Here is a 24,799-nt window from a genome sequence, read left to right as displayed (position 1 = left end):
AAAATGTTTAATTTTAAACAATCTGTGATGAGTGATCAGGAAGTGAACGAATTGGGACGGCTACGCCTCACGATGCTGACAGCACTGGTTCCGGCCATCTGGGGAACCACCTACGTGGTCACAACTCAGATGCTGCCGCCCGGGACGCCGTTGTTCGCCTCGCTGGTGCGTGCCCTGCCTGTCGGTCTGATAGCGCTGGCCCTGACTCGCGTTGTGCCGCATGGCTCATGGTGGTGGAAGTCGGTGGTGCTGGGGGTGCTGAACATTGGGGCGTTCTTCCCTCTGCTGTTCCTCAGCGCCTATCACCTGCCTGGTGGAGTGGCGGCGACGCTGGGCGCCGTTCAGCCGCTCATTGTGGCAGTTCTGGCCATTCTGATCCTGCAGCAGCGGTTCTCACCCTGGCGCTTTGCCTGGGGGATGGTGGGAGTGGTGGGCGTCGCCCTGGTGGTGCTGCGTTCTACCGCAACGCTCGATGCCGTGGGGCTGTTGGCGGGACTGCTCGGCGCGGTGTCCATGGCTCTGGGCGTCACCTTGACCAAGAAATGGGGTCGGCCCGAGGGAGTCTCCGCGACTGCTTTTGCTGGCTGGCAACTGACCGCCGGTGGTCTTTTCCTGCTTCCGGTGACGTTGCTGCTGGAGGGGGTTCCCGCACGGATTGACACAGTGGCGCTGACAGGATTCCTGTGGCTGGGACTGGTGGGTGGTCTTTTCAGTTACATCGTGTGGTTCAACAGCATTGGAAAGCTTCCGGTGGTCTCTGTGGCGGTGCTTGGCCTGATCTCGCCGTTGATGGCAGCGGTGCTGGGTTGGCTGGTGCTGGGGCAGAGCCTGGGCTGGCTTCAGCTGCTCGGGTTTGCCCTGGCGCTGACTGCGATCGTCGCCGGGCAACTTGCGCCCACCACGCGAACCAGCGAACCGTGCCCACTGAGCACTGAGGCACAGTCTTCGTCGCGGTGACTGTGCGCAAAAGGACGGTCGATGACGGCGGTCCGGGCCGGGAGGCGTTGCGAGGGTGCACAGCTCTCAGTAGGATGTCGCTTGGAAAGCGCATTCCCATATCTCACCCGTGCTCGTAGACAGGCCGATGATGTCCCAGACGCTCCCCGCACCGTCGTTGAAACTCACTCCAGATCAGCGCAATGCGTTCGTTGCCTCCTATCTGGGCTGGATGATGGACGCTTTTGACTACTTCATCCTGGTACTGGTGTATTCAGAGATCGCCAAGGAGTTTCAGATTTCCCTGGCGCAGATCGCCTATCTGACCACCGTGACGCTGTTGATGCGGCCGGTTGGGGCCTATCTGTTCGGCCTGTGGGCGGACCGGGTGGGCCGACGTATCCCCCTGATGGTGGATGTGGTTTTCTACTCCGTGATCGGGTTCGTCTGCGCCTTTGCCCCTAACTTCACCGTGCTGTTCATTCTCCGGCTGCTTTACGGCATCGGGATGGGCGGTGAATGGGGGCTGGGTGCGGCTCTGAGCATGGAGAAGGTTCCCCGCCAGCGCCGTGGTGTCTTCTCAGGGCTGCTGCAGGGCGGTTATTCGGCAGGGTATCTGCTGGCGTCGTTGGCGTTCCTGCTGGTGCATTCCGTGCTGGGACTCAACTGGCGGTGGATGTTTGCGCTGAGCATTATTCCGGCGCTCATCGCGCTCCTGATCCGGTCCCGGATCAAGGAGTCCGAGGTCTGGGAAAACACGCAGGAGAAGATGCGTAAGGCGAATACCAGCATCAAACGGATCTTTTTTGACAGGAAGGTCCTCCGTCGCTTCGTGTACCTGGTGCTTCTGATGGCCGCGTTCAACTGGATGAGTCACGGCACCCAGGACATCTACCCGACCTTCCTGCAGGCCAAGGACCACGGAGGCGCGGGTCTGGATGCCAGCACGGCGAGCTGGATCGCAGTGGTGTACAACCTGGGTGCCATGGTGGGGTGCGTGATCTTTGGCGCGCTGTCGGATCGTCTGGGACGCAAGGCCACCGTCATCTGGGGTGCAGCACTGACACTGCCGCTGATTCCGATCTTCGCTTTCTCCACCAGCGCGGGCTTTCTGTGCCTCGGATCGGCTCTGATTCAGTTGACCACCCAGGGGGCGTGGGGAGCTATTCCCGCACACCTGAATGAGATGTCACCTAACGCCATCCGTGGCTTCTATCCTGGCGTGACCTACCAACTGGGTAACGTCATCGCCGCCTTCAATCTGCCCATTCAGCAAGCCCTGGCACCACAGATCGGCTACCCCATGGCATTGACCCTGACCGTGGGTATCGCCGCCATCGCCGTCATCGTGCTGACACTGGTGGGACAGCAGGCCAAGGGAGTTGACTTCTCCACAGAGGCCACGAAGGATTTGTCGCCAGGCAACTTGCGCCCACCACGCGAACCAGCAAACCGCGCCCACTGAGCACTGAGGCACAGTCTTCGTCGCGGTGACTGTGCCCAAATGGACGGTCGATGACGGCGGTCCGGGCCGGGGAGGCGTTGCGAAGGCGCAACAAACGACAATGGCCCGGATTCAGTTTCCTGAATCCGGGCCATCGTTCTGTCCAACACACAACGTGCCCTCGATAGGATTCGAACCTACGACCTTCTGCTCCGGAGGCAGACGCTCTATCCCCTGAGCTACGAGGGCAACGGGACCTGACGAGTTTAGCAGTCACGGGGCCTGCCCCCGCAAATCAGACCTCCAGACAAGCCGCTACAGTTGCGTGCGTGAGCAAACCGACAGCCGAAGCGACCTTCCATGGTGGAATTCACCGATAGGGTCGATCTGTGAGTACAGCATGGTGAAAGAGGCAGTGGCTTCCGGGCCTACAGTGACGAAACCGCTGACGGGGCGCATTCTGGCGCTGGTCGGGATTCTGATGGTCGCGCTGACCCTGCGGGCGGCCGTGACAGTCGTCTCACCGGTGCTCTCCGAAATTGCTCAGGACCTGCCCATCGACTCCCTGATGATCGGCATCCTGGGCATGCTGCCGACGCTGACCTTCGGTGTCTTCGGATTTCTCACGCCCTTCGTGCTCCGCTGGGCCAGCCTTGAACGACTGACCGTCGTGGCACTGATCGTGACCGTGGTGGGTCAGATCGCCAGAATTTTCGCTCCGAACACCCCCTTGTTTCTGGTCTTCACCGTCATCGCTCTCGCTGGGATGGGTGCTGGGAACGTCCTGTTGCCGCCGTTGGTGAAGCAGTACTTCCCGGATCGGGTGGGTCTGGTGACCGCTCTGTACGTCACCGTTCTGAGTCTGGGTACTGCGCTGCCGGCGCAACTGGCCGTGCCGGTGGCGGATGCCTTCGGATGGCGAACCTCCCTGGTGAGCTGGGCCGCCGTGAGTATGGTGGCAATCGTTCCGTGGCTGATCAACCTGGCCAGAAAATCTCCGAAGGAAGCTCCGGCTCCCGGTGCGCAGCAGGCCGTTGCTGCTTCCCGGGGTTCCAGTGCACGCCCCGGGGCCATGCCCAGGATCAGCGTCTGGCGTTCACCGATGGCACTGGGGCTCACCGTGATGTTCGGCTGCACCTCCCTGAACACCTATTCGCTCTTCGCCTGGCTTCCACAGATTCTGACGGAGGCCGGGCTGAGCCGGGCTGAGGCCGGGAGCATGCTGGCGTTGTATGCGGCGATGGGCCTTCCCCTGAGCCTGGTGATTCCGATCCTGGCCAGTCGGTTACGCAACCCACTGCCCATCGTCATCGTGCTGCTGGTGTGCTTTGTTGGCGGCTACCTGGGCCTGTTGCTGGCCCCCGGGGCTGCGCCCTGGCTCTGGGCGGCACTGGCCGGAACCGGGCCGGGAACCTTCCCGCTGGCCCTGTTGATGATCAATATGCGCACTCGGTCCCACCTGGGTGCGGGTGTTCTTTCCGGATTCAGCCAGGGCGTCGGGTATTTGGTTGCCTGCCTCGGGCCTGTCCTCTTCGGGGTGCTTCACCAGGCGACGCACTCCTGGCTGAGCGGGTTCATCTTCCTTTTCGTGACACTGGGCCTGCTGCTGGTCGGAGCGGTCTTCGCCTGCCGACCGGTCTATCTGGAGGATCAGCAAGGGCGGCGGGTCCCAGGCGCCACGCGAGCATCGGCTTAGAACGGCACCATGGCCGGTTCTGCCGGAAACTTTCTTGCAGGAAATCGCCCGGCAACTCCCCGGGAATTTTCAGACTCGCGGCCTAGGGTTTCTTCAGAGCGCCGACCTTGGGGGTTGTGATTGCGCTTCCTGCGGAAGAAGGGTGACGGCAGTGGCATCGTTGGACGTGCGTCAGGCAACGAGGCCCTCCGCGCCAGGTCTTTCGCCCCGGGCCACCACCGGTACACGGTGGTGGCATCGGGCGGAAGTGTCCAGGCGCACGCTCTGGGGCTGGCTGGTGGGTGGGGCTCTCGTACTGGCGATGGCTGGTGCGGCCGTGGGGGTGCTGGGAATGGCGCTCTCCGAACCGAGCCATAATGTGCCCGTGAACCCCGCGCAGAATCCCACTCTGCGCTTGCCTCCGGCACCCTGATTGCCGTACGTCAACGCCCGTTTCCGCCCGTCTGGTGGACATATTGGGGCGCATCCAACGTGCCAACTATGCTTGAACGGTGACTCCTGACGAACTTTCCCTCGCACTGACCGCTGCCCTCAGAGCTGCCGTCGACTCCGGTGAACTTGCTGTTCCCGCTGAATCGCTGCCCGCTGAGGTGCGTGTGGAGCGACCGAAGAACAGGGACCACGGTGACTGGGCCACCACCATTGCGCTGCAGCTGGCCAAGCCTGCGGGGCTGAATCCCCGCGAGGTGGCGCAGAAGCTGCTGGCCCGCTTCGAAGCGCTGGACGGGGTCGCCTCGGTGAGCGTGGCCGGTCCCGGCTTCCTCAACCTGACGCTCGATGCCGCCGCGGCCGGAGAGCTGGCCCGCACCATTGTTCACCAGGGTGCAGTCTTCGGCACCAATCACAGCCTGGACGGTCAGCAGATCAACCTGGAGTTCGTCTCGGCCAATCCCACCGGTCCGCTGCATCTGGCGCATACCCGCTGGGCCGCCGTCGGCGACGCGCTGGCCCGAGTGCTCCGCGCGAGTGGCGCACAGGTGACCAGCGAGTACTACATCAACGATGCCGGCTCACAGATGAACAACTTCGGCGGCTCCGTGCTCGCCGCGATCAAGGGTGAATCGACCCCGGAAGGCGGCTATCCCGGAGCGTACATCGACGAGCTGGCCCAGCAGGTGGTTCGCGAGCATCCTTCGGTACGCGAGCTCACCGATGAAGCGGCTCTGCCCGTGGTGCGGGCGGCAGCCTATGAACTGCAGATGAAGGACATCAAGGAAACGCTCAACGATTTCGGCGTGCATTTTGAGGTGTTCTTCTCCGAGCAGAAGCTGCATGCCGGTGGTGCCGTGGATCAGGCCGTGGAGCGGTTGCGCGCCCAGGGCCATGTCTTCGATCAGGAGGGCGCGGTCTGGTTGCGCACCACCGACTTCGGCGATGACAAGGACCGGGTGCTGATCCGCGCCAATGGGGAGCCCACGTACTTCGCTGCCGATGCTGCGTACTACCTGTCCAAGAAGGACCGTGGTTTCGAGGAAAAGATCTACCTGCTCGGGGCAGACCATCATGGGTACATCGGCCGACTCAAGGCCATCGCGGCCTGCGCCGGGGACGATCCGGAGCACAATATCGAGGTCCTGATCGGCCAGATGGTCTCGATCAATGGTGCCCGGCTCTCCAAGCGCGCCGGGAACATTGTGGAGTTGCGGGATCTTCTCAACTGGCTCGGCGCGGATGCTCTGCGGTATTCGCTGGGCCGCTCGCCCTCCAACTCGCCGCTGGCTCTGGACCCGGAGCAGCTCCGCAAGGCCACTAATGACAACCCGGTCTTCTATGTCCAGTACGCTCATGCGCGGACCCGTGCGGTCGACCGGAACGCCGCAGCTGCCGGGGTGGAGCGCACCGAGGAGGGCTTCAACGCAGCCCTGCTGACCCACGCCACCGAATCGGAGTTGTTGGCGCAACTGGGCGCTTTCCCGTCCGTGGTGGCGGAGGCTGCGGGCTTCCGGGAACCTCACCGGGTGGCCCGACATCTGGAGGTCATCGCCGGTGCGTACCACCGCTGGTACGACGCTTGCCGGGTCACCCCGCTGTCCGGCGAGGAGGTCACGGATCTGAACCGGACTCGACTCTGGCTCAACGACGCCACCGGGCAGGTGCTGGCCAATGGCCTGGCGTTGCTCGGTGTCAGCGCCCCGGAAAGGATGTAGCACCATGACGGATTCCACTGTGGCACCCGCCCCAGGGGTCAGCGCCTCGCCCCTGGCTCCGGAGTGGCTCAGCCTTCCCTCCGATGTGAACGCGCTGCGTGGTCAGGAATGGGCGCGCGATGTCGTCCGGCACCCGGCCGGCGAGCTGGCCGTGGACGGCGTGAGCGTGCATCATCTGGCCGAGGAATTCGGCACCCCGCTCTTCGTAGTGTCCGAGGCGGACTTCCGCGCCCGGGCCGTGGAGTTCCGTGATCGCTTCAATGAGGCCTTCGCCCCGGTCTGTGGGGGAGTGGACGTCTACTATGCCGGGAAGTCCTTCCTCTGCACCGAGGTGGCACGCTGGGTGCTCAGCGAGGGGCTCCGGCTCGATACCTGTTCCGGTGGCGAACTGCTCGTGGCCCAGCGGGCAGGCGTTCCCGGCGAACTGCTCGGCCTGCACGGAAACAACAAGTCCGCGGCGGAGATCCGGCGTGCTCTGCAGATGGGCGTTGGCCGGATTGTGGCGGATTCACTGCCCGAGATCGAGCTGATCAACACGCTGGCCGCAGAGCAGGGAGTGCGTGCCAAGGTCATGCTCCGGCTGACCCCCGGGGTCCATGCGCACACGCACGAGTTCATTGCGACGGCGCATGAGGACCAGAAGTTCGGGCTCTCGCTGATGGCCGGGGGCAATAACTCTGACCGGAATCCTGCTGGCCAGAACGTCGCAGAACCGAGCCCGGCCGAACAGGCGGTTCTCGCTGCGCACGCCGCAGAACATCTGGAGCTGCTTGGCATCCACTGCCATATCGGGTCCAATATTTTCGACGCCGAAGGCTTCGCCCTGGCCGCGCGCCGGCTGCTCGCCTTCAGTGCGCAGATGCGTGACGTCCATGGGATCGAGCTGGCCGAGGTGGATCTCGGTGGTGGCTACGGCATCGCCTATACCGAAGCTGACACGCCGCGACCCACCGCGGAAATCGCCCAGGCCATGGCCGAGGTTGTCGCCAGCGAATGCGCCAGCCTGGGCCTGGTCCCGCCGCGTATTTCGATCGAGCCGGGCCGCGCCATCGTCGGTCCGAGCACCTTCACGCTGTACGAAGTCGGCACCATCAAGACGATCCAGGTTGACCTGGAACAGGGCCACGGTGCCACCGCGCCGCGGCGGTATGTCTCGGTCGATGGCGGCATGAGCGACAACCCTCGCCAGGTGCTGTACGAGGCGGACTACTCGGTGACCCTGGCCAACCGTGCCAGCCATGCAGCCCCGGTGCTGAGCAGGGTGGTCGGCAAGCACTGCGAATCGGGCGACATCGTGGTCCGTGACGCCTACCTGCCCGATGACGTCACTGCCGGTGATCTGCTCGCGGTCCCGGCCACCGGCGCCTACTGCTGGTCTCTGGCGAGCAACTACAACTACGTTCCACGCCCGCCCGTGGTCGCCGTGAAAGACGGTGCCGCCCGCATTATTGTCCGCGGCGAAACCGATGACGATCTGCTGTCCCGTGACCCAGGAGCCTGAGCCAGTGAGTACCGCCAACATCGCAAAAAATTCCCTGAAGATTGCCCTGCTCGGCTGCGGCAATGTGGGGGCTGAAGTTGCCCGCATTCTGCTCGATGATGCCGCCATGCTGACCCGGCGCAGCGGAACCGATCTGGAACTGATCGGCATCGCCGTCCGCACTGTCGATGCTCCACGCACCGTGGAATTGCCCGCAGAGCTCTTCACCACCGACGCCTCCGGGCTGATTGCCCGGGCGGATCTGGTGATCGAACTGATGGGCGGCATTGAGCCGGCCCGGACGCTGATCCGTGAGGCGATCACGCAGGGGGCCAGTGTGGTGACGGGCAACAAGGCGCTGCTGGCAGTGCATGGGCCTGAGCTCTACCAGCTGGCCAGTGAGAACGCGGTGCAGCTCTCCTACGAGGCGGCCGTGGCGGGTGCCATCCCGATCCTGCGGCCCATCCGGGACAGCCTCGCGGGGGACACCATCACCCGGGTGCTCGGCATCGTCAATGGCACCACCAATTACATCCTGGACCAGATGGACACCACCGGGGCGGACTTTGCCGCCGCTCTGGCTGAGGCACAGCGCCTCGGCTATGCGGAAGCGGACCCGACGGCGGACGTCCAGGGGCACGATGCCGCAGCGAAAGCGGCTATTCTGGCCTCGCTGTCCTTCCACACCGACGTTGCCCTGGACCAGGTGCACTGTGAAGGCATAGCGGAGATCACCTCGGCAGACATTGAAGCGGCCCGGGAATCCGGTCTGGTGATCAAGCTTCTGGCGATTGCCGAGCGTCTGCAGGACGAGGAGGGTGAGCGCATCAACGTGCGCGTTCACCCGACGCTCCTGCCGCGCAGCCACCCGCTCGCCGCCGTCCATGGTGCCTTCAACGCGGTGTTCGTGGAGGCGGAAAACGCCGGAGAGCTGATGTTCTACGGGCAGGGTGCGGGTGGCCGGCCCACTGCCTCGGCTGTGATGGGCGATGTCGTCTCCGCGGCCCGGCGCATAGTGCTCGGTGGCCCCGGGCGCACCGAAACTGCATCCGGCCACCTTCCAGCCGCGGATATCAAGACCGTCCGCACCAGCTACAGCGTTGGCCTGGAAGTCAGTGATGAGGCGGGTGTGCTCGCCCAGATCGCCGGAATCTTCGCCCATCACGGTGCCTCGATCGAGACGTTGCGCCAGACGCTGCGTCCGGTCAGCGATCCGGCCTCCGACACTCAGCCCTCCGCAGAACTGCGGATCGTCACCCACCGCGCCAGCGAGTCAGCGCTGGCCGCCACCGTGGCCGAAGTTCGTGCTCTTCCCGTCGTCAAAGCAGTCACCTCCGTTCTGCGAGTAGAAGGAATCTAGATATGGCCCACCAGTGGCGCGGGGTTATCCGCGAATATGCTGACCGTCTTCCGGTGACCGAGGCGACCCGGGTGATCACCCTGGGCGAAGGCGGTACCCCGCTCGTCCCGGCGCGTGCTCTCTCCGAGGAGACCGGCTGCACTGTCTACCTCAAGGTCGAAGGCATGAATCCGACCGGCAGCTTCAAGGACCGCGGTATGACCATGGCGATGACCGCCGCGGTGGAGGCCGGTGCCAAGGCCGTGGTGTGCGCTTCCACCGGAAACACCTCTGCCTCCGCCGCGGCCTATGCCAAAGCGGCAGGCCTGACGTGCGCGGTGCTGGTGCCCGCGGGCAAGATCGCGATGGGCAAGTTGAGCCAGGCCGTGGCACACGGTGCGACGTTGCTGCAGGTGGACGGGAACTTTGACAACTGCCTGGAAGTGGCCCGCAAGTTGGCTGAGTCCTATCCGGTATTCCTGGTCAACTCGGTCAATCCGGCGCGCATCGAAGGTCAGAAGACCGGCGCCTTCGAGGTGGTGGACGCCCTGGGCGATGCTCCGGACATCCATGCGCTGCCGGTCGGTAATGCCGGCAACATCACGGCGTACTGGAAGGGCTACAGGGAGTATGTGGCACCCTGGGGCGATCAGCCTGCTGTATCGCAGAAGTTGCCCACCATGTGGGGGTTCCAGGCTGCCGGTTCCGCGCCGATCGTCGAGGGACATCCGGTCACCGAGCCGGAGACCATCGCCACCGCCATCCGGATCGGCAACCCGGCCTCCTGGGAGCAGGCCGTGGCCGCCAGGGACGAGTCCGGTGGTGTGATCGAAGCGGTCACCGATGAGCAGATCCTCGAAGCGCACCGCTGGCTCTCCGCCAAGGAGGGCGTCTTCGTCGAGCCCGCTTCTGCTGCGGGCGCGGCAGGCGTCCTCAAGAAGCACCGTGCGGGGGAGCTGGCTCCGGGCCAGACTATCGTGATCACGGTGACCGGGCACGGTCTCAAGGACCCGGAATGGGCTTTGAAGAACCTCGACGGAACTGCTGTGCAGCCGGAGAAGGTGGAATTCGACGTCGTCAGTGTGGCGCGTGCCCTGGGCCTGGAAGGCTGATCTTGAATTACGTTCCGCCTGCGTCCGGACCCGGTGCGACGGTGCCGCTGCGCACGGTCAGCGCCGGGCAGTCGGTGACCGTTCAGGTGCCTGCCACCAGTGCAAACCTCGGTCCGGGCTTCGATTCGCTGGGACTCGCGGTGGCACTCTATGACACCCTGACGGTGGAGACGAGTGAGGCACCTGGCCTGCAGTTTGATCTGCGGGGCGAGGGCTCAGCGAACCTGCCGAAAAATGAGAGCCATCTGAGCGTGCGATGCATCGCACTGTTGCTGAACCGCTTCGGCTTCCAGTACTCCGGGCTGAAGATCACCGCGGACAACGTCATTCCGCATGGGCGGGGCCTCGGCTCCTCGGCTGCCGCGGCCGTGGCAGCCCTGCTGGCCGCAGCCATGCTGCTTCCAGAGAGCGACCGTCCCTCGCTGGAAGATGTCTTCCAACTGGGATGCGAGGTCGAAGGCCACCCGGACAACGTCGCGCCGGCTGTTTTCGGGGGCATGACCGCCTCCTGGGTGCAGGGCAGCCGCTCCTACACCACTTCTATCGAGGTCGATCCGCGCATCCGCCCGGTCGTCGCGGTGCCCACCGTCGAGCTGTCCACTGAGACCGCCCGGGCCATGCTGCCGTCCTCGGTCTCGCATCAGAGCGCTGCGGCCAACACCGCCCGCGCTGCGGTACTGATCCATGCGATAAGCCGTGCCCCGGAGTTGCTTTTTGTGGGCACCGAGGACTTCCTGCACCAGCAGTACCGCTTCGAGGCCATGCCCGCGAGTGGACGGCTGCTCCGGCTCTGGCGTCAGCACGGCATTCCCGCCGTCATCTCGGGCGCCGGTCCTACGGTGCTAGCGCTTACCGGTAGCGAAGCGCAGCGCGATGAGGCCTTGCAGGTAGCTCGCTCCGCGGAAGAATTCGCTACAGCGACGGATTCCTCCGACACGCCTGGGGCGACCTGGCAGGTCAGCGAAGTGGGAATTGCCACCGAGGGTGCTAAAGTAGTAGCGCATCGACAGTTCTAGCAGCACGAGTTTTGCTGCTTTTTCAGCGAAATTCCCTTCAATAGGCTGTTGGTTTTTCAATCCAGCGGATCATCCGCCGATGCGTTCCCTGCCATCATCGAGGTGCAGGCAATCCCCTCCAGCAATATTTCATTGTGTGGAACCTGGAAGGTCTACCTTGATCGAAGCAGACCAGTCTCGCTGTGCACACCAGCTGAATGCAGCGGGCGGAACGGTACTCACTGAGCCTGTATGGCCCACCCTCTGGTGGAGCTGAACGGCCATAACCATCACGATCCCGCAGTGTTCGGGGTCGACGTCGAGGGGGAAGGATCCTTCGTGACAGAAACCACTAGCCCGGCAACGGGTGTGGACAACGCCGTATCTGCCGCATCTGCGGCCGGCACTCAATCTTCATCGTCGCCGCTGGCGGGCCTCAAACTCGCTCAGCTGCAAGCGCTCGCAGGCCAGCTGGGAATCACCGGCGGTTCGCGGATGCGCAAGGGAGATCTCGTCACCGTGATTTCCGCCCATCAGCGCGGTTCCTCCGTCGCTGATCGCAGCGCAGCACCGGCCCGTAAGGCCGAGGCCGCGCCCGTTGTCGAGGCAGCGCCGGTCGAGGCCGCCAGCGATGGCGCAGCAGCCCCGCGTCGCGGTCGTAGCCGTCGTGCGGCGTCCAGCGGTGTTGTGAGCGCTGGTGCCACGGAGCAGGCCGCCCAGGACCAGAACACGAACCAAGCTGCCGCGCCGGCCGCTTCTTCCTCCGAGGCCGCCGAGAATTCCGCTGATTCCAGCGATTCCGGTGCAGGGCAGCAGGGCAACCGCCGTCAGCGCGGACGCAACCGTCGCGCAGAGAGCAACGGCACCACTGAAGCAGCTTCTGAGGCCACCGAAGAGCCCTCTGGCGCACCGGCAGCCACACCGGCTGAGGGCACGGAGACTCGCGACGAGTCGGCCGGGAATCGCAATGACAACCGTCGTGACCGCCAGCGGGACGGCCAGCCCGGCGATGGCGACGGCCGCAGCTCGCGTAATGAGCGTCGTAACCGTAATCGCAATCGCAACGACCGCGATGGCGATCAGGAGAACAACAATTCTCAGCGCGGTGGCGAGCGCACCGGCGGCAACGACCGTAACGCAGAGCGCTTGAACGATCGCTCCAACGACCGTAACAACGGCCGTCAGCGTCAGGACAACGATCGCAGCAACCGTAATGACCGTAACGACCGCTTCCGTGACCGCAATGAACGGCGCAATGACCGCCGTCGTGGTCAGGCTCCCGAGGTGGACGACGTCGAGCTGACCGACAGCGACGTGCTGCTGCCTGTCGCGGGCATCCTGGATATTCTGGACAACTACGCTTTCGTTCGCACCAGCGGCTACCTGGCCGGTCCGAACGATGTGTACGTTTCGCTCTCCCAGGTTAAGAAGTACAACCTGCGCAAGGGCGATGCCGTGGTGGGCGCGATCCGCGCCCCTCGCGAGGGTGAGGATAACCGCAACAGCAGCCAGCGGCAGAAGTTCAATGCGCTGGTGCGCATCACGAGCGTCAACGGCAAGAACCCTGAGGATCTCAAGGATCGCGTGGAGTTCAACAAGCTCGTTCCGCTTTACCCCTCCGAGCGGCTGCGCCTGGAGACCGAGCCGAAGAAGATCGGCCCGCGCGTCATCGACCTGATTGCTCCGATCGGTAAGGGCCAGCGTGGCCTGATTGTCTCCCCACCCAAGGCCGGTAAGACGCTGATCCTGCAGTCCATCGCTGAGGCGATCACCACCAACAACCCTGAGGTTCACCTCATGATGGTCCTGGTGGACGAACGCCCCGAAGAAGTCACCGATATGCAGCGCACGGTGCGCGGCGAGGTCATTGCCTCGACCTTCGACCGTCCCGCCGATGATCACACCCAGGTGGCGGAACTCTCGATCGAACGGGCCAAGCGCCTCGTCGAAATGGGCATGGACGTCGTCGTGCTCCTGGACTCGATGACCCGTCTGGGCCGTGCCTACAACAACTCGGCGCCGTCCTCCGGTCGTATCCTCTCCGGTGGTGTGGATGCCGCAGCCCTGTACCCGCCCAAGCGTTTCTTCGGTGCTGCTCGCAACATCGAAAACGGTGGCTCGCTGACCATTCTGGCCACGGCTCTGGTGGAAACCGGGTCCAAGGCCGATGAGGTCATCTTCGAGGAGTTCAAGGGCACCGGCAACATGGAGCTGCGTCTTTCGCGCAACCTGGCCGATAAGCGCATCTTCCCCGCAGTGGATGTCAACGCCTCGAGCACGCGTCGTGAGGAGAACCTGCTCTCGCCGGAGGAAGTGCGCATCATGTGGCGTCTGCGCCGTGTGCTCTCCGGCCTGGAGCAGCAGCAGTCGCTGGAACTGCTCACCTCCAAGCTCCGCGAAACCCAGAGCAACGTGGAATTCCTCATGCAGGTGCAGAAGACCACGCTCGGCTCAAAGTCCGACGACGACAAGTAGCCCCGCTGGTTGACCCTCCGGGTTGACGCTTCGCCGGATGGGGTGCCTTCGTGATGATGGGGGTCCGGCCCAGCTTCGCTGCGCCCGACCACGCCCTGACCCCCATCATCACTGCGGCGCGACTGCGGGAACGTGGCCTTGACGCGGAGGCCGGATGGATGGCTGCGGCGTGGTGGGCGTCGCGAAGCGCGGGCACAGCCGTCCATCCGGCGTAGCGTCTCTCTGGAGGCACCGTCCACGGGGTGTTGGGTGCAGTTGTTGGTCGTTTGAGTCGAAAGAAGTGTCGAGATGTTCGAATCCATTCAGGGGTTGCTGAACGAGCACGCTGAGTTACAGCTCAGGCTCAGCGATCCTGCCGTGCATGCTGATCAGTCGCTCGCCCGGAAGCTGGGGCGGCGTTATGCCGAACTCAGCGGCATTGTGGAGGGTCATCACCGGGTGCAGCAACTCAGCGATGATCTGTCGGCTGCACGGGAGATGGCGGCGGAGGATCCGGAGTTCGCTGAGGAGGTGCCGGAACTTGAAGCGGCGCTGGCCATTGCGGAGGAGAAACTGCGGCGGCTGCTGATTCCGCGTGATCCGGACGATGCGCGGGATGTGATCCTGGAGGTCAAAGCTGGCGAAGGCGGGGACGAGTCGGCGCTTTTTGCTGCCGACCTGGTGCGCATGTATACCCGGTATGCGGAATCCCGTGGCTGGAAGACCGAGGTCATCTCGTCCACCGAATCGGATCTTGGCGGCTACAAGGACATCCAGCTCGCCATCAAGGGGCGGTCGAACGACCCCGCAGAGGGTGTTTTCGCCTCTCTCAAATTCGAAGGTGGCGTACACCGCGTGCAGCGCGTTCCGGTGACCGAATCGCAGGGGCGCATTCACACCTCGGCGGCCGGTGTGCTGGTCTTCCCTGAGGTGGATGAGCCAGAGGAAGTCGAGATCAACCAGAACGACCTCAAAATCGACGTGTATCGCTCTTCCGGTCCTGGTGGCCAGTCGGTGAACACGACCGACTCGGCTGTGCGCATCACCCACCTGCCCACGGGCATCGTGGTGGCCATGCAGAATGAGAAGTCCCAGCTGCAGAACCGTGAAGCCGGTATGCGGGTGCTCCGGGCGCGGATCCTGGCGCACCAGCAGGAGCAGATCGATGCAGAGAATTCCGCCGCACGGAAGTCGCAGATCCGCACTATGGATCGTTCGGAGCGGATCCGCACCTATAACTTCCCGGAAAACCGCATTGCGGACCACCGCACCGGATATAAGGCTTACAACCTGGACACGGTGATGAACGGTGAACTGGGCCCGGTGATCCAGTCGGCGATTGATGTGGATGAGCAATCCCGACTTGATGCCCTGGGCGAATGATCCCGTTCCTGTCAGTGGTGACTTGAGCATGGATCAGGATTCGCTGTCCTCCGCACTGCGTCAGGCCGCTGCACAACTGGCTGAGGCTGGCGTGCCCAGTCCGCGCGTCGATGCCGAACTTCTGGCCGCCCATCTACTGGGCCTGGGTCTGGGCGAGCTGCGTGCGGCCGCCCTGCGCGGCGCACCGGCACCGGAGGGGCTGAATGACCTCATTGGGGAGCGCGCCCGCAGGGTTCCTGTGCAGCATCTGACCGGTAAGGCACCCTTCCGTCGTCTGGAACTCGCTGTGGGCCCGGGTGTTTTTGTACCGCGACCGGAGACGGAGAGCGTGGCTCAGCTGGCTCTGGATCTGCTGCAGGGCATCGGTGCCCCCGTCGTGGTGGATCTTGGCACAGGCTCCGGTGCGCTGGCTGCCGCCATCGCCGATGAGCGTCCGGATGCCCGGGTCTACGCCATCGAGCTCTCGGAGTTGGCTTACGCCTGGGCCAGCCGCAATCTCGCGCCTTTTGGCAACCGGGTCACCTTGCGACTCGGCGATCTGCGTGAGGCTTTCCCGGAGCTGGAGGGTCGGGTCGATCTGGTGGTGAGCAACCCGCCGTACATTCCGGCGGGTGCGGTGCCGCAGGAGCCAGAAGTCGCTGAGCATGATCCGCAGATGGCGCTCTACGGCGGTGGCGAGGACGGCCTGGAATTGCCGATGGCGGCTCTGGCGACCGCGCGTCGCCTGCTGGTGCCTGGCGGTTCGGTGGTGGTGGAGCACGCGGAGGTTCAGGCAGCTGCCCTGCGGCGCCTGGCGCAGCAGCAGGGTTTTGAGGCAGCGGCAAGCCATCAGGACCTCACCGGGCGGGATCGGGCGCTGACCGCTCGACGGCCGGATGAAGCCTTGACTGAGGACGCAGCCGTGGGCCGTCCGGGAAACGTGGAAGAATAGCCCGGTGAGTTCCATCGTTTACGACTGCACCGTGGAGTCCCAGCGCCGTGAAGGTCTGGCCCACGCCAAAAAAGCAATCGACAGCAAGCAAGTCATCGTTATGCCCACCGACACCGTGTACGGGATCGCCGCTGATGCGTTCTCGCCTGTGGCAGTCGCGACGTTGCTGGCGGCGAAGGGTCGGGGCCGATCGATGCCGCCGCCCGTCCTCATCCAGCGCCTGCAGACGCTGGACGGTCTGGCCACCGAGATCAGCGATGACGCGCGCAAACTGGCGGATACCTTCTGGCCCGGCGGTCTGACCCTGATTTTCCATGCCCAGCCGAGCCTCGACTGGGATCTGGGCGATGCCAAGGGGACAGTAGCCCTGCGGATGCCCGATGACGCACTGGCGCTTGATCTGCTGACCCTGACCGGGCCACTTGCCGTGTCCTCGGCGAACCGGACCGGACAGCCGACGCCCGCCACCGTGCAGGGCACCAAGGAACAGCTTGGTGACGTGGTCGAGGTGTATCTGGGCGAGGGCGAAAGGCCCAGAAGTCAGGAAGATGCAGGGGGAGATGTGCAGAGCCTGCCGTCCACCATTGTCGACGCCACCGTGTCGCCGCTACGGGTGGTCCGTGCGGGTGCCATTTCTCTGGCGCGTCTGCGTGAAGCGGTGCCCAGCGTGCTGGGCCTGGGGGAGGAACCTCCCGCGGAGGTCGCCGAGCCGGAAGGCGCTGAGACGGAGGTTTCTGAGCGTGCGCCCACCGAAGCTGAGACCTCTGAAACTACAGAATCTGAAACTACAGAAGATGCAAGCCCAGCGGCGGAGACTGCATCCGAGGCACCTGCGGCAGGGAAACCGCAGGCATGAGTGCCGGCGCGGAAACCCGCGTCGTGGCGGTCCTGGTCAGCTACAACCGCCTGGAGTTGCTACGCCGCGCCGTCAACAGCCTGCTCAACGCACAGGTTCTCCCGCAGGCTCTGGTCGTGGTGGACAACGGATCCACCGATGGGGCCGTTGATTATTTGCGCGAGCTGACCGGGCAGATCCCTGACGGCGTGGGCTATGAGCTGGTAGCTCTGGAACAGAACACCGGTGGTGCCGGCGGGTTCACGGTGGGTCTGGCCCATGCTCTGGCGCATCACGATCCTGATCTGGTGTGGCTGATGGATGACGACACCGAGCCCCACGAGGATACGCTCGCCGAGGCCGTGACGCTCTGGGAGAGCTACCCGGCGCCGCACCGTCCGGCGTTCATTGCCAGCCGGGTGCTGTGGACCGACGGCCGCGACCATCCGATGAACACCCCGCGCACCTTGAAGACCACTGTGCAGCGGACCCGCCAGGCCCGTGACCTGGGCGCACGTCCGGTCCGTTCGGCATCTTTCGTCTCTCTTTTCGTCTCCGCCCAGGCCGCCCGTCGCGAGGGACTTCCGGTGGTCGACTACTTCCTCTGGAATGACGATTTCGAATACACCGCACGGCTGGCCCGTCGAGGCCTGGGGCTGGCCAGCGACCGATCGGCGGTCAGCCACCACACCAAGGTGTATGACGCGAATCTGCTGGACGTGGGGGAGCGGTTCCGGTTTGAAGTCCGCAATAAACTCTGGCTCTTCAGCCGGTCTCAGGCGCTGACTGCGGGGGAGAAGGTTCTCTACTTTGCGGCCTCGTTGCGTCGCTGGGCGCTGATGATCGGACGCTCATCACACCGGTCCGCGGTGCTTAAGGCAGGCCTGCGAGGGTTGCGGGAAGCTTTGTTCACCGTACCGCGGGAGGCCGATGCCGCACTGGCGGGGGTTCACGAACTGCCGGCCTGGAAACTGGGCGGGGCCCCGGAACATCCGGAATCCCTCGACTTCTCGGTGCTCCTTCCGGTGTATGCGGGCGATGACGCCGAGCTGTTCCGCCGCGCCCTGGCCTCGGTCGGGCGGGAGCAGACGCGTCAACCCGCCCAGATCGTCATCGTGGTGGACGGTGCGGTGCCGGGCGCCATCGAGAGTGTTCTCCGCGAAGCCACCCACTCGGCGGAATCCGGCGATCCTGAGATCACCGTGGTGCGGCTTCCCGAATCGCGGGGCCTGGCGGGCGCGCTGGATGCCGGGCTGGAGGCCTGCCACTATGACATCGTGGCCCGGATGGATGCGGACGACATTTCACTTCCGGAGCGCTTTGAGCGCCAGATCCCGTATCTTGAAGCCGGTTATGACCTGGTCGGCTCGGCGATCGAGGAGATCGGCGAGGATGATTCGAAGCCCCTGGCATACCGGCCCATTCCTACCAATGAGGGCGCGCTGAGCGCCAATATGGGCTTCCGGAGCCCCTTCCACCACCCCTCAGTGGTGTACCGGAAATCAGCGGTTCAGGCAGTTGGTGGGTATGGCGATCTGCTGCGGATCGAGGATTTCTGGCTCTGGATGCGTCTGTTGCATGGCCGGTTCCGGGCCACTAATCTGCCGCAACCGCTGGTGCGTTATCGGGTGAACGCCGGCGCCTATGAACGCCGTGGCGGGCTGGATCTGCTCAAGGCCGAATTCCGGTTGCAGGGGCGCCTGCTGCGCTCGGGCTACATTTCCCCCCTGGTCTGGATCCGCAATGTCGCGGTGCGTTGCGGCTACCGGCTGATCCCGACCGCCGTGCGCAAGGCGGGTTACCGCAGCGCGTTCACCCGGAAATCCGACTGATTCCCTGCTGGAAGGTCAGCGGCGGCTGCCACTGAAAATTCGGATCGGTCGATCCGGTCTGCACCTGAAGAGATTCGGTCAGACGCGCGATGTCGGCGCTGCGCCCGGTCACTTTTCCAGCCAGCCCGAGCAGCGCCACCGGGCAGGGCAGTATCCTGGCGGAACGGCCCTGTGCGGTGGCCAGCGCCCGGTAGAGCTCCGCAGTGGAGGGGCTTTCGGCATCGCCGGCCAGCACCGTGGCCGCCGGCGCGCTGCCGTGTTCACACAGATACACCAGCAGATCGGCCAGGTTGTCGACGGCCATCATGGTGCGGTGGTTGTGGATGGAACCGAAGGGGACCGGTATTCCGCGGCGGATCAGACCCAGCAATCGCTGGACGTTTCCTTTGCCTCCCGGGCCGTAGACCATGGGTGAGCGTACTGAGACGAAAGTGGTGCGCTCGCTGGCGTCGTTGCCAGTGCCGGCGCCGACCGCCAGTTCCGCGAGGCCCTGCTCCGCCTCCCATTTGGACTGTCCGTAGGGATCCTGCGGCTGGGCGGGGGACCGAACCGTGAAGGCGGTGCTGGAGGTTGACTCGCCGTTGACCTTGATCGAGCTCAGAAAGATGAACCTGGACACCCCGGCCTGTTGTGCGCCGCGGGCCAGCGCCAGGGTGGGAGCCGTGTTGGCCCGCCGGAAGGCTTGCAGGGGATCAGCGGACTGGTCTTTCATCTGGTGGACGCGGGCGGCCGCATGGATGACCGCTTCGGCCCCCTCGAGGAGTGGTTCCCAGTCACTGACCGTGCTCAGGTCCCCGCAGACGCGCTGGAGGAGGCCCTCGCCGACCTCGCCGCTCAGCTTCGAGGAGGGCTGGCGGACCAGTGCGATGACCTGGTGGCCGGACTGCCGGAGGGCCTCCACCGTGCGTTGCCCCACAAAGCCGGTGGCTCCGGTTACCGCAACGCGCATCGATCCTCCTCGTTTCATGGCCCGCTGCCATCGTAGTCCGAGCGCCTCGCGCCTTCCCGACATCACACCTTAACCAGGGCAAAGCCAGGGAGCCAAGCTAAGCTAAGGACGGTGCAGCGCCCCGTTGCCCCGTCCTGGGCTGTCCCGGGGTGCCAGCGAACGAGACCTTGAGAAGGGCACCTTGTCTGAAGCGAAATCGACCGAGCCGAAACCAGCATTATGGCTCTGGTCCCAGTACGCCTTGGATGCCCTGAGCTGGGTCGTGGCAATTCTGCTGGCCGTTTTGCTCCGGTATGAGCTCGACGTCTCACGAGTCAGCTGGGTTGCCGTCGGCCTGGTCATTCTGGTGGCGCTCGTGACCCAGCTGGTTGCCGGTTATGCCTTCTCCCTGTACCGCGGACGGTACAGCTTCGGCAGCTTCCAGGAGGCACGACTGCTGGTGGTGGTCACCTTGATCGTGGGAGTGACCACGTCGGTCTACCTTTTCGCCGTGGTCAACCAGGGCGGCGTCGCGCGGTCCACGGCCGCCATCGCCTTCCCCTTCGCCGCCCTTTTCCTGGCAGCCATCCGCTACCTCAAGCGACTCTATGTGGAAGGCCGTCCCCAGGAAGGGGATCAGGGTCAGCCGACGCTGATCTACGGGGCGGGGTATCTGGGGAACTCGCTGGTTTCACGGATGCTTCAGGACCCTCAGTCGCCGTTCCTGCCGGTTGGTCTGATCGACGATGATCCGGCCAAGAAACACCTGCATCTGGCCTCGATCCCGGTGCTGGGCCGTGGCGAGGACCTGCCGGAGATTGTGCATCGCACGCACGCGCAGGTGCTGGTGATCGCCTTTGCCCAGGTGGAGGCGGCCAAAGTACGCCAGATCTCGGAGGCCGTCGCGGGGCTGCACGTGCGAGTGCTGGTTCTCCCACCCTTGAAAGACATGCTTTCCAGCGGTATTCAGGACTTCCGCGAGATCGCAGTGGAAGACCTCATCGGGCGCCGTCCGGTGAATATCGAGGTGGAGAAGATCGCCGGGTATATTGCGGGCAGGCGCGTACTGGTCACGGGTGCAGGTGGCTCCATCGGCTCGGAGCTGTGCCGCCAGTTGACCGGCTTCGCTCCTGCCGAGTTGATCATGCTGGACCGCGATGAGACCGGTCTGCAGAGCACCCAGCTGAGCATTACCGGCCAGGGCCTGCTCAATGGCCGGGACACCGTGCTGGCAGACATCCGCGATGCTGAGGCCCTGCGCGAGATCTTCCTGGATCGCAAGCCGGAAGTGGTTTTTCACGCCTCAGCCCTCAAACATGCGCCGTTACTCCAGCAGTATCCCCAGGAAGCCTGGAAGACCAACGTCGTGGGGACGCTGAACGTGCTGCGAGCCGCCGAGTTCGCCGGGGTCTCCCATTTCGTCAACGTCTCCACCGACAAAGCGGCCAATCCCACCACAGCCCTGGGCCACTCCAAACGGGTGGCGGAGAAGCTCACGGCCTGGATGGCACAGCAGACAGGCAAGAACTATGTCTCAGTGCGTTTTGGTAATGTGATCGGCAGCCGTGGGTCCATGTTGCCGCTTTTCAGCGAGCAGATTCGCACCGGCGGGCCGGTGACGGTGACGCATCCGGAGGTTACCCGGTTCTTCATGACCATCCCCGAGGCCTGCCAGCTGGTGATCCAGGCCGGGGCCATTGGCACCGGCGGCGAAGTGATGCTGCTGGATATGGGAGAGCCGGTGCGCATTCTGGAGGTCGCACGGCAGATGATTGCCATGTCCGGTAAGGACATCGAGATCGTTTACACGGGGCTGCGACCGGGGGAGAAGCTTCACGAGGAGCTGCTGGGGATCGAGGAAACCGATCAGCGCCCACTGCACCCGAAAATTTCTCACACCAAGGCCAAGACCCTGGACCCTTCTCTTCTGGATTTCGCTGCCTGGTTGCAGCGCTGTCTTGATGAGCACGGTGATGAGCACGAGCCAGGGGCGGCCGCGGACGACGGCGATTCGGTGGGTGCCGCCTCGTGAGCGCCCTGGGGTGGACCTGGCTGCTGTGCCCGGTGCTGGCGCTACTCCTGAGCCTGACCGTTCCCTGGGCGGTCCGGCCCTGGCTGCGCCGACTCGCTGTGATGGATATGCCCTCAGAGCGCTCCTCGCACAGCGTGCCAACGCTGCGGGGAATGGGCATCTCGATTCTGATGGCGATGGCGCTGGGACTGTTACTGGCGCTACTGTTGCCGTTGCCCCATCCGGGGCATGGTGTGGTGCTGACCATTCTGGTGGTGGTTCTGGCGGCCTCCTGCGTGGGTTGGATTGAAGATCTGCGCGGGCTGAGCGTCCGCACCAGGGCCTTGTGCCACCTGTTCATCGGCGCGGCCGGTACCGTCGCCTTGGCAGCCCTGACCGGGGGAACCGGTTACTGGTGGGCACCGGCCGGGGCCGTTGCGGTCGCGGCCTATATCAACGTCGCCAATTTCATGGACGGCATCAACGGCATCTCCGGTCTGCACGGCGTAGTGGTGGGACTGGCCTATGCTGCTGCGGGGGCCTTGTCCGGGACTGCCTGGCTGGTGGTGATCGGCCTGGTACTTGCGGCGGCTTTCGCCGGTTTTCTGCCCTGGAATCTCTCCCGTCGGCCCGTCTTCATGGGGGATGTCGGCTCGTACCTGCTGGGATCCACCATCGCGATCACTGCGGTGGCGGCCTTCCTGTCCGGAGTACCGGTGGAATATGTTTTTGCCCCGGTGCTGATCTATCTGGCAGACACCTTTGTCACCCTGATGCGTCGCATCGCCGCAGGGGAGCGCTGGTACACCTCACATCGCCAGCATGCCTACCAGAGGCTCGTCATCGTTGGCCTGAGCCACGTCCAGGCAAGCCTGGTGGTGACAGTGGCGTCCGTGCTCACCAGCGCACTGGGGCTACTTGCCGGCCGTCTCGGTGGACTGATGGTCTTTGTCTCCGCCCTGGGCTGCCTGCTCGTCGTCCTGGCCTACCTGAGGACGCCGACGATCTTCCAGCGGTTTCTCGCGCGGCGGCGAAGGCTGGTGCTGTAACAGCCTCTTCGGCATCGCGCGTCATAGTCGGTTCAAATCACAGTAGACGCACAATCTCAGTTCTATCTCGTGTAGAATTTAGAACACGACTCGGAGCACCTGAGTCGTTGTGTTCTGTGCTGTTTCGCTGGCTTCCAGACCAAAGCCTGATCAAGATTGGCTCCCGATGACTGCATTCCGCCGCACCGGCAACGACGCTTTGGCGTCGCATGCTGCGTCAGGTGTTGGGTCTGTGGTTGCCTCGGGTCCACATCAGTCCCTGTGGTTGCGCATTCTCCTTCGCTGCCTGGTGGTGACAGCTGTTCCGCTGGTGATCGTCATCGGGATCGCCGCGCTGCTCGCCTCGGGCTGGGGTGCACTGAGCGCCCTGCTGGGCGGGGCGGTCGTTCTGGTTTTCTTCGCACTCTCATTGCTGGTCGGTCATTTCTTCGGCAGGAATGAATCTTCAACAGCGCTGGGGGTCTTTGTGGTCGGCTATGCAGTCAAAGTCATCGGCTGTGGGGCCGCACTGATGTTGATTGATGTGCCGGTCTGGCTGGACCGCACCTGGTTCATGGTGGCCGCGCTGGTCGCCGTACTTCTCTGGCAGGGAACCGAAGTTGTGGTGTTCTCCCGGACCCGCCGCCTGGTCTTTGGTGGCGAGGAAGATGCCGCGGTGAGTCATCATGGCTAAAGCTTCAGCCGGTGGTGCGGACAGACCTCAGGTGACGGCGCAGGAGGCGAGATTTTCTGCTGCCGCAAAGGGTGCAGACCGGCCTGGCGAGAGCGCCGGTTACAACGCCGGCATCACCGTTTTCAGCTATATAACTGGCGGAATCCTGGTGTGGAGTTTGATAGGCTGGGGGCTGGACAGTTTGTTCAAAACCCACTGGATTGTGCTTATAGGTGCACTCGCCGGAGCTCTGGGTGGTTTGTATCTTTCGTTTGCACCGAGATTCCGTCAGGGGCACGTCAAGGGGGACGTGCACTCGGGTACGGGCTCCAGTCAGACCGGAGACGGTCAGGAATGACGTTTCCGGGATAGATGAAGTTTTGAACACGTTAGTTGTCTAGAAGTCCCCGTGAATTTTAGGCATTGCCCGATGAAGGACACAGCAGAGAGGAAACGCGTTGAACGCGCTTGTGCTCCCGGCCGAAGGCCCCACAGATGGTGGCGGATTCACCCCGCCAGGAATCGGAGAGGCCGGTCTTCCCGGTGCCTGGTTCCATTGGGATGGCATCACCCGCTACCAAGTGCTGGTGGTTCTCTCCGTAGTGATCATTGCGGTGTTTTTCCTGCTGGCCGCCCGGAAGGGCAAGCTGGTTCCCGGTCGACTGCAGTTTGCCGGTGAAGCTGCGTATGGCTTTGTCCGTAACTCGATCGCCAAAGATGTGATCGGCGGCAAGGACTTCATCAAGTTCGTTCCCGTGTTGTTCACGTTGTTCTTCTTCATCCTGATCAACAACATCTACGGGGCCATTCCCTTCTTCGAGCTTCCCACCTTCTCCCATGTGGGCGGGGCGTATGCGCTCGCTGCGCTGGTCTACATTCTCTGGATCGCCGTCGGCATCAAGCGCAACGGCATCCGCTACCTGAAGCTGGCCGTCGTGCCCTCGGGCGTTCCGTGGCCGTTGCTGTTCCTCCTGGTGCCGATCGAAATCATCTCGAACTTCATTGTTCGCCCGATGACTCACTCTCTGCGTCTTTTCGCCACCATGCTGGCCGGTCACCTGATCGTTCTCATCGCGGGCTACTCGGTGCACTTCCTCATTGATCAGGAGAACGTACTGGTCAAGGGGACCTCGATCCTGGTGGTTGCGGGTTTCGCTGCGATGTACATGCTTGAGGCGCTGATCATGGTCCTGCAGGCCTACGTGTTCACGCTGTTGACCGCCATCTACATCGAAGGCGCGCTGCACGCGGATTCGCACTAAGGTGTGACCACAGCTTTACCCCTCAACTGAAGAATTCCAACCCGGGATACTCCCAAACAACCTGCCATCCTGGCATCTTGAAAGGAACAAAATGCACGGCTCAATGAACCTTGTTGGTTACGGCCTCTCCGCTATCGGCGGTGGTATCGGCGTTGGTCTGGTCTTCGCCGCCTACATCAACGGTGTCGCCCGTCAGCCCGAAGCTCAGCGTGTACTGCAGCCCATCGCCTTCCTGGGCCTGGCCCTGACCGAAGCTCTCGCGATCCTCGGTTTGGTGTTCGCCTTCGTTATTTCCTAACGGACGCCCACACCC

The 24,799-nt window shown here is 63.9% G+C and carries 21 protein-coding genes and 1 tRNA gene; 20 read left to right on the top strand and 2 right to left on the bottom strand.

Translation table 11 applies throughout. From position 1 onward, the window contains the following. Positions 1-27: 27 nt before the first annotated feature. Together QQM37_RS04435 and QQM37_RS04430 are read left to right on the top strand one after the other, a co-directional pair. Entirely contained in the window at positions 28-957 is a 930-nt protein-coding gene (locus tag QQM37_RS04435; protein ID WP_285725335.1) for an EamA family transporter, read from the top strand. 130 nt (positions 958-1,087) lie between these two features. Further along, a complete protein-coding gene (locus tag QQM37_RS04430) occupies positions 1,088-2,401 on the top strand; it encodes an MFS transporter (protein ID WP_285725333.1) in 1,314 nt (437 codons plus the stop codon). Between the two features lie 155 nt (positions 2,402-2,556). On the opposite strand, the gene QQM37_RS04425 is transcribed toward QQM37_RS04430, so the two are convergent. Then, positions 2,557-2,629, bottom strand: a tRNA-Arg gene (locus tag QQM37_RS04425). 151 nt (positions 2,630-2,780) lie between these two features. Between QQM37_RS04425 and QQM37_RS04420 the strand changes: the two genes are divergently transcribed. The 12 genes from QQM37_RS04420 (at position 2,781) to QQM37_RS04365 (ending at position 18,584) form a co-directional block, all read left to right on the top strand. Then, a complete protein-coding gene (locus QQM37_RS04420; RefSeq protein WP_285725332.1) occupies positions 2,781-4,076 on the top strand; it encodes a CynX/NimT family MFS transporter in 1,296 nt (431 codons plus the stop codon). A 151-nt stretch (positions 4,077-4,227) separates the two neighbouring features. Continuing rightward, a complete protein-coding gene (locus QQM37_RS04415) occupies positions 4,228-4,488 on the top strand; it encodes a hypothetical protein (RefSeq protein WP_285725331.1) in 261 nt (86 codons plus the stop codon). Between the two features lie 79 nt (positions 4,489-4,567). Continuing rightward, on the top strand, positions 4,568-6,223 hold the full coding sequence (argS, locus tag QQM37_RS04410) for an arginine--tRNA ligase (protein ID WP_285725330.1): 1,656 nt from the start codon (positions 4,568-4,570) through the stop codon (positions 6,221-6,223). Between the two features lie 4 nt (positions 6,224-6,227). Then, complete coding sequence (gene lysA / locus QQM37_RS04405; protein WP_285725329.1) at positions 6,228-7,724, top strand: diaminopimelate decarboxylase; 1,497 nt, start codon at positions 6,228-6,230, stop codon at positions 7,722-7,724. Further along, positions 7,690-9,063 (top strand): homoserine dehydrogenase, encoded by a 1,374-nt coding sequence (locus QQM37_RS04400; protein ID WP_420030118.1) that lies wholly within the window; start codon positions 7,690-7,692, stop codon positions 9,061-9,063. Before lysA ends, QQM37_RS04400 begins: the two co-directional genes overlap by 35 nt. 2 nt (positions 9,064-9,065) lie before the next feature. Further along, positions 9,066-10,154, top strand: coding sequence for a threonine synthase (gene thrC / locus QQM37_RS04395; protein ID WP_285725327.1), 1,089 nt, complete (start codon positions 9,066-9,068; stop codon positions 10,152-10,154). Positions 10,155-10,156: 2 nt separating this feature from the next. Then, complete coding sequence (gene thrB / locus QQM37_RS04390; RefSeq protein ID WP_285725325.1) at positions 10,157-11,170, top strand: homoserine kinase; 1,014 nt, start codon at positions 10,157-10,159, stop codon at positions 11,168-11,170. A gap of 318 nt (positions 11,171-11,488) precedes the next feature. Then, entirely contained in the window at positions 11,489-13,624 is a 2,136-nt protein-coding gene (gene rho, locus QQM37_RS04385) for a transcription termination factor Rho (protein ID WP_285725324.1), read from the top strand. 288 nt (positions 13,625-13,912) lie between these two features. Continuing rightward, the gene (gene prfA, locus QQM37_RS04380; protein WP_285725323.1) at positions 13,913-14,986 is read left to right on the top strand and encodes a peptide chain release factor 1; all 1,074 of its coding nucleotides are present in this window, start codon (positions 13,913-13,915) and stop codon (positions 14,984-14,986) included. Positions 14,987-15,014: 28 nt separating this feature from the next. Then, positions 15,015-15,917 (top strand): peptide chain release factor N(5)-glutamine methyltransferase, encoded by a 903-nt coding sequence (gene prmC, locus QQM37_RS04375; RefSeq protein ID WP_285725322.1) that lies wholly within the window; start codon positions 15,015-15,017, stop codon positions 15,915-15,917. A 4-nt stretch (positions 15,918-15,921) separates the two neighbouring features. After that, the gene (locus QQM37_RS04370; RefSeq protein WP_285725321.1) at positions 15,922-16,773 is read left to right on the top strand and encodes an L-threonylcarbamoyladenylate synthase; all 852 of its coding nucleotides are present in this window, start codon (positions 15,922-15,924) and stop codon (positions 16,771-16,773) included. Beyond that, entirely contained in the window at positions 16,770-18,584 is a 1,815-nt protein-coding gene (locus tag QQM37_RS04365; RefSeq protein ID WP_285725320.1) for a glycosyltransferase, read from the top strand. Before QQM37_RS04370 ends, QQM37_RS04365 begins: the two co-directional genes overlap by 4 nt. Here QQM37_RS04365 and QQM37_RS04360 read toward each other — a convergent pair. After that, a complete protein-coding gene (locus QQM37_RS04360) occupies positions 18,565-19,533 on the bottom strand; it encodes an NAD-dependent epimerase/dehydratase family protein (RefSeq protein ID WP_285725318.1) in 969 nt (322 codons plus the stop codon). The two genes, QQM37_RS04365 and QQM37_RS04360, sit on opposite strands and share 20 nt — an antisense overlap. 181 nt (positions 19,534-19,714) lie before the next feature. Between QQM37_RS04360 and QQM37_RS04355 the strand changes: the two genes are divergently transcribed. The 6 genes from QQM37_RS04355 (at position 19,715) to QQM37_RS04330 (ending at position 24,784) form a co-directional block, all read left to right on the top strand. Then, positions 19,715-21,544, top strand: a complete 1,830-nt coding sequence (locus QQM37_RS04355; RefSeq protein WP_285725317.1) for a polysaccharide biosynthesis protein — start codon at positions 19,715-19,717, stop codon at positions 21,542-21,544. After that, positions 21,541-22,572, top strand: coding sequence for an MraY family glycosyltransferase (locus QQM37_RS04350; protein ID WP_285725316.1), 1,032 nt, complete (start codon positions 21,541-21,543; stop codon positions 22,570-22,572). The genes QQM37_RS04355 and QQM37_RS04350 overlap by 4 nt, the downstream gene beginning before the upstream one ends. A 166-nt stretch (positions 22,573-22,738) precedes the next feature. Continuing rightward, positions 22,739-23,245: a hypothetical protein gene (locus tag QQM37_RS04345; RefSeq protein WP_285725315.1), complete on the top strand. Its 507-nt coding sequence runs from the start codon at positions 22,739-22,741 to the stop codon at positions 23,243-23,245. Beyond that, positions 23,238-23,582 (top strand): hypothetical protein, encoded by a 345-nt coding sequence (locus QQM37_RS04340; RefSeq protein ID WP_285725314.1) that lies wholly within the window; start codon positions 23,238-23,240, stop codon positions 23,580-23,582. Before QQM37_RS04345 ends, QQM37_RS04340 begins: the two co-directional genes overlap by 8 nt. A gap of 100 nt (positions 23,583-23,682) precedes the next feature. Further along, the gene (gene atpB, locus QQM37_RS04335; protein ID WP_285725313.1) at positions 23,683-24,486 is read left to right on the top strand and encodes a F0F1 ATP synthase subunit A; all 804 of its coding nucleotides are present in this window, start codon (positions 23,683-23,685) and stop codon (positions 24,484-24,486) included. 91 nt (positions 24,487-24,577) lie between these two features. After that, on the top strand, positions 24,578-24,784 hold the full coding sequence (locus QQM37_RS04330) for an ATP synthase F0 subunit C (RefSeq protein ID WP_285725312.1): 207 nt from the start codon (positions 24,578-24,580) through the stop codon (positions 24,782-24,784). Positions 24,785-24,799 lie beyond the last annotated feature (15 nt).

Origin of the sequence: Psychromicrobium xiongbiense (genome assembly GCF_030271165.1) — a bacterium.
Classification (GTDB): Bacteria; Actinomycetota; Actinomycetes; order Actinomycetales; family Micrococcaceae; genus Renibacterium; species Renibacterium xiongbiense.
Note: the sequence above shows the minus strand (reverse complement) of the source record. Positions and strands in the feature narration are given on the sequence as shown.

What these genes read in the sequence shown, in the direction of transcription:
- QQM37_RS04435 (WP_285725335.1), top strand. Translation starts at nt 28, where the DNA reads ATGAGTGATCAGGAAGTGAACGAATTGGGACGGCTACGCCTCACGATG.
- QQM37_RS04430 (WP_285725333.1), top strand. Translation starts at nt 1,088, where the DNA reads ATGTCCCAGACGCTCCCCGCACCGTCGTTGAAACTCACTCCAGATCAG.
- QQM37_RS04420 (WP_285725332.1), top strand. Translation starts at nt 2,781, where the DNA reads ATGGTGAAAGAGGCAGTGGCTTCCGGGCCTACAGTGACGAAACCGCTG.
- lysA (WP_285725329.1), top strand. Translation starts at nt 6,228, where the DNA reads ATGACGGATTCCACTGTGGCACCCGCCCCAGGGGTCAGCGCCTCGCCC.
- QQM37_RS04400 (WP_420030118.1), top strand. Translation starts at nt 7,690, where the DNA reads ATGACGATCTGCTGTCCCGTGACCCAGGAGCCTGAGCCAGTGAGTACC.
- thrC (WP_285725327.1), top strand. Translation starts at nt 9,066, where the DNA reads ATGGCCCACCAGTGGCGCGGGGTTATCCGCGAATATGCTGACCGTCTT.
- prfA (WP_285725323.1), top strand. Translation starts at nt 13,913, where the DNA reads ATGTTCGAATCCATTCAGGGGTTGCTGAACGAGCACGCTGAGTTACAG.
- prmC (WP_285725322.1), top strand. Translation starts at nt 15,015, where the DNA reads ATGGATCAGGATTCGCTGTCCTCCGCACTGCGTCAGGCCGCTGCACAA.
- QQM37_RS04365 (WP_285725320.1), top strand. Translation starts at nt 16,770, where the DNA reads ATGAGTGCCGGCGCGGAAACCCGCGTCGTGGCGGTCCTGGTCAGCTAC.
- QQM37_RS04360 (WP_285725318.1), bottom strand. Translation starts at nt 19,533, where the DNA reads ATGCGCGTTGCGGTAACCGGAGCCACCGGCTTTGTGGGGCAACGCACG.
- QQM37_RS04345 (WP_285725315.1), top strand. Translation starts at nt 22,739, where the DNA reads ATGACTGCATTCCGCCGCACCGGCAACGACGCTTTGGCGTCGCATGCT.
- QQM37_RS04340 (WP_285725314.1), top strand. Translation starts at nt 23,238, where the DNA reads ATGGCTAAAGCTTCAGCCGGTGGTGCGGACAGACCTCAGGTGACGGCG.
- QQM37_RS04330 (WP_285725312.1), top strand. Translation starts at nt 24,578, where the DNA reads ATGCACGGCTCAATGAACCTTGTTGGTTACGGCCTCTCCGCTATCGGC.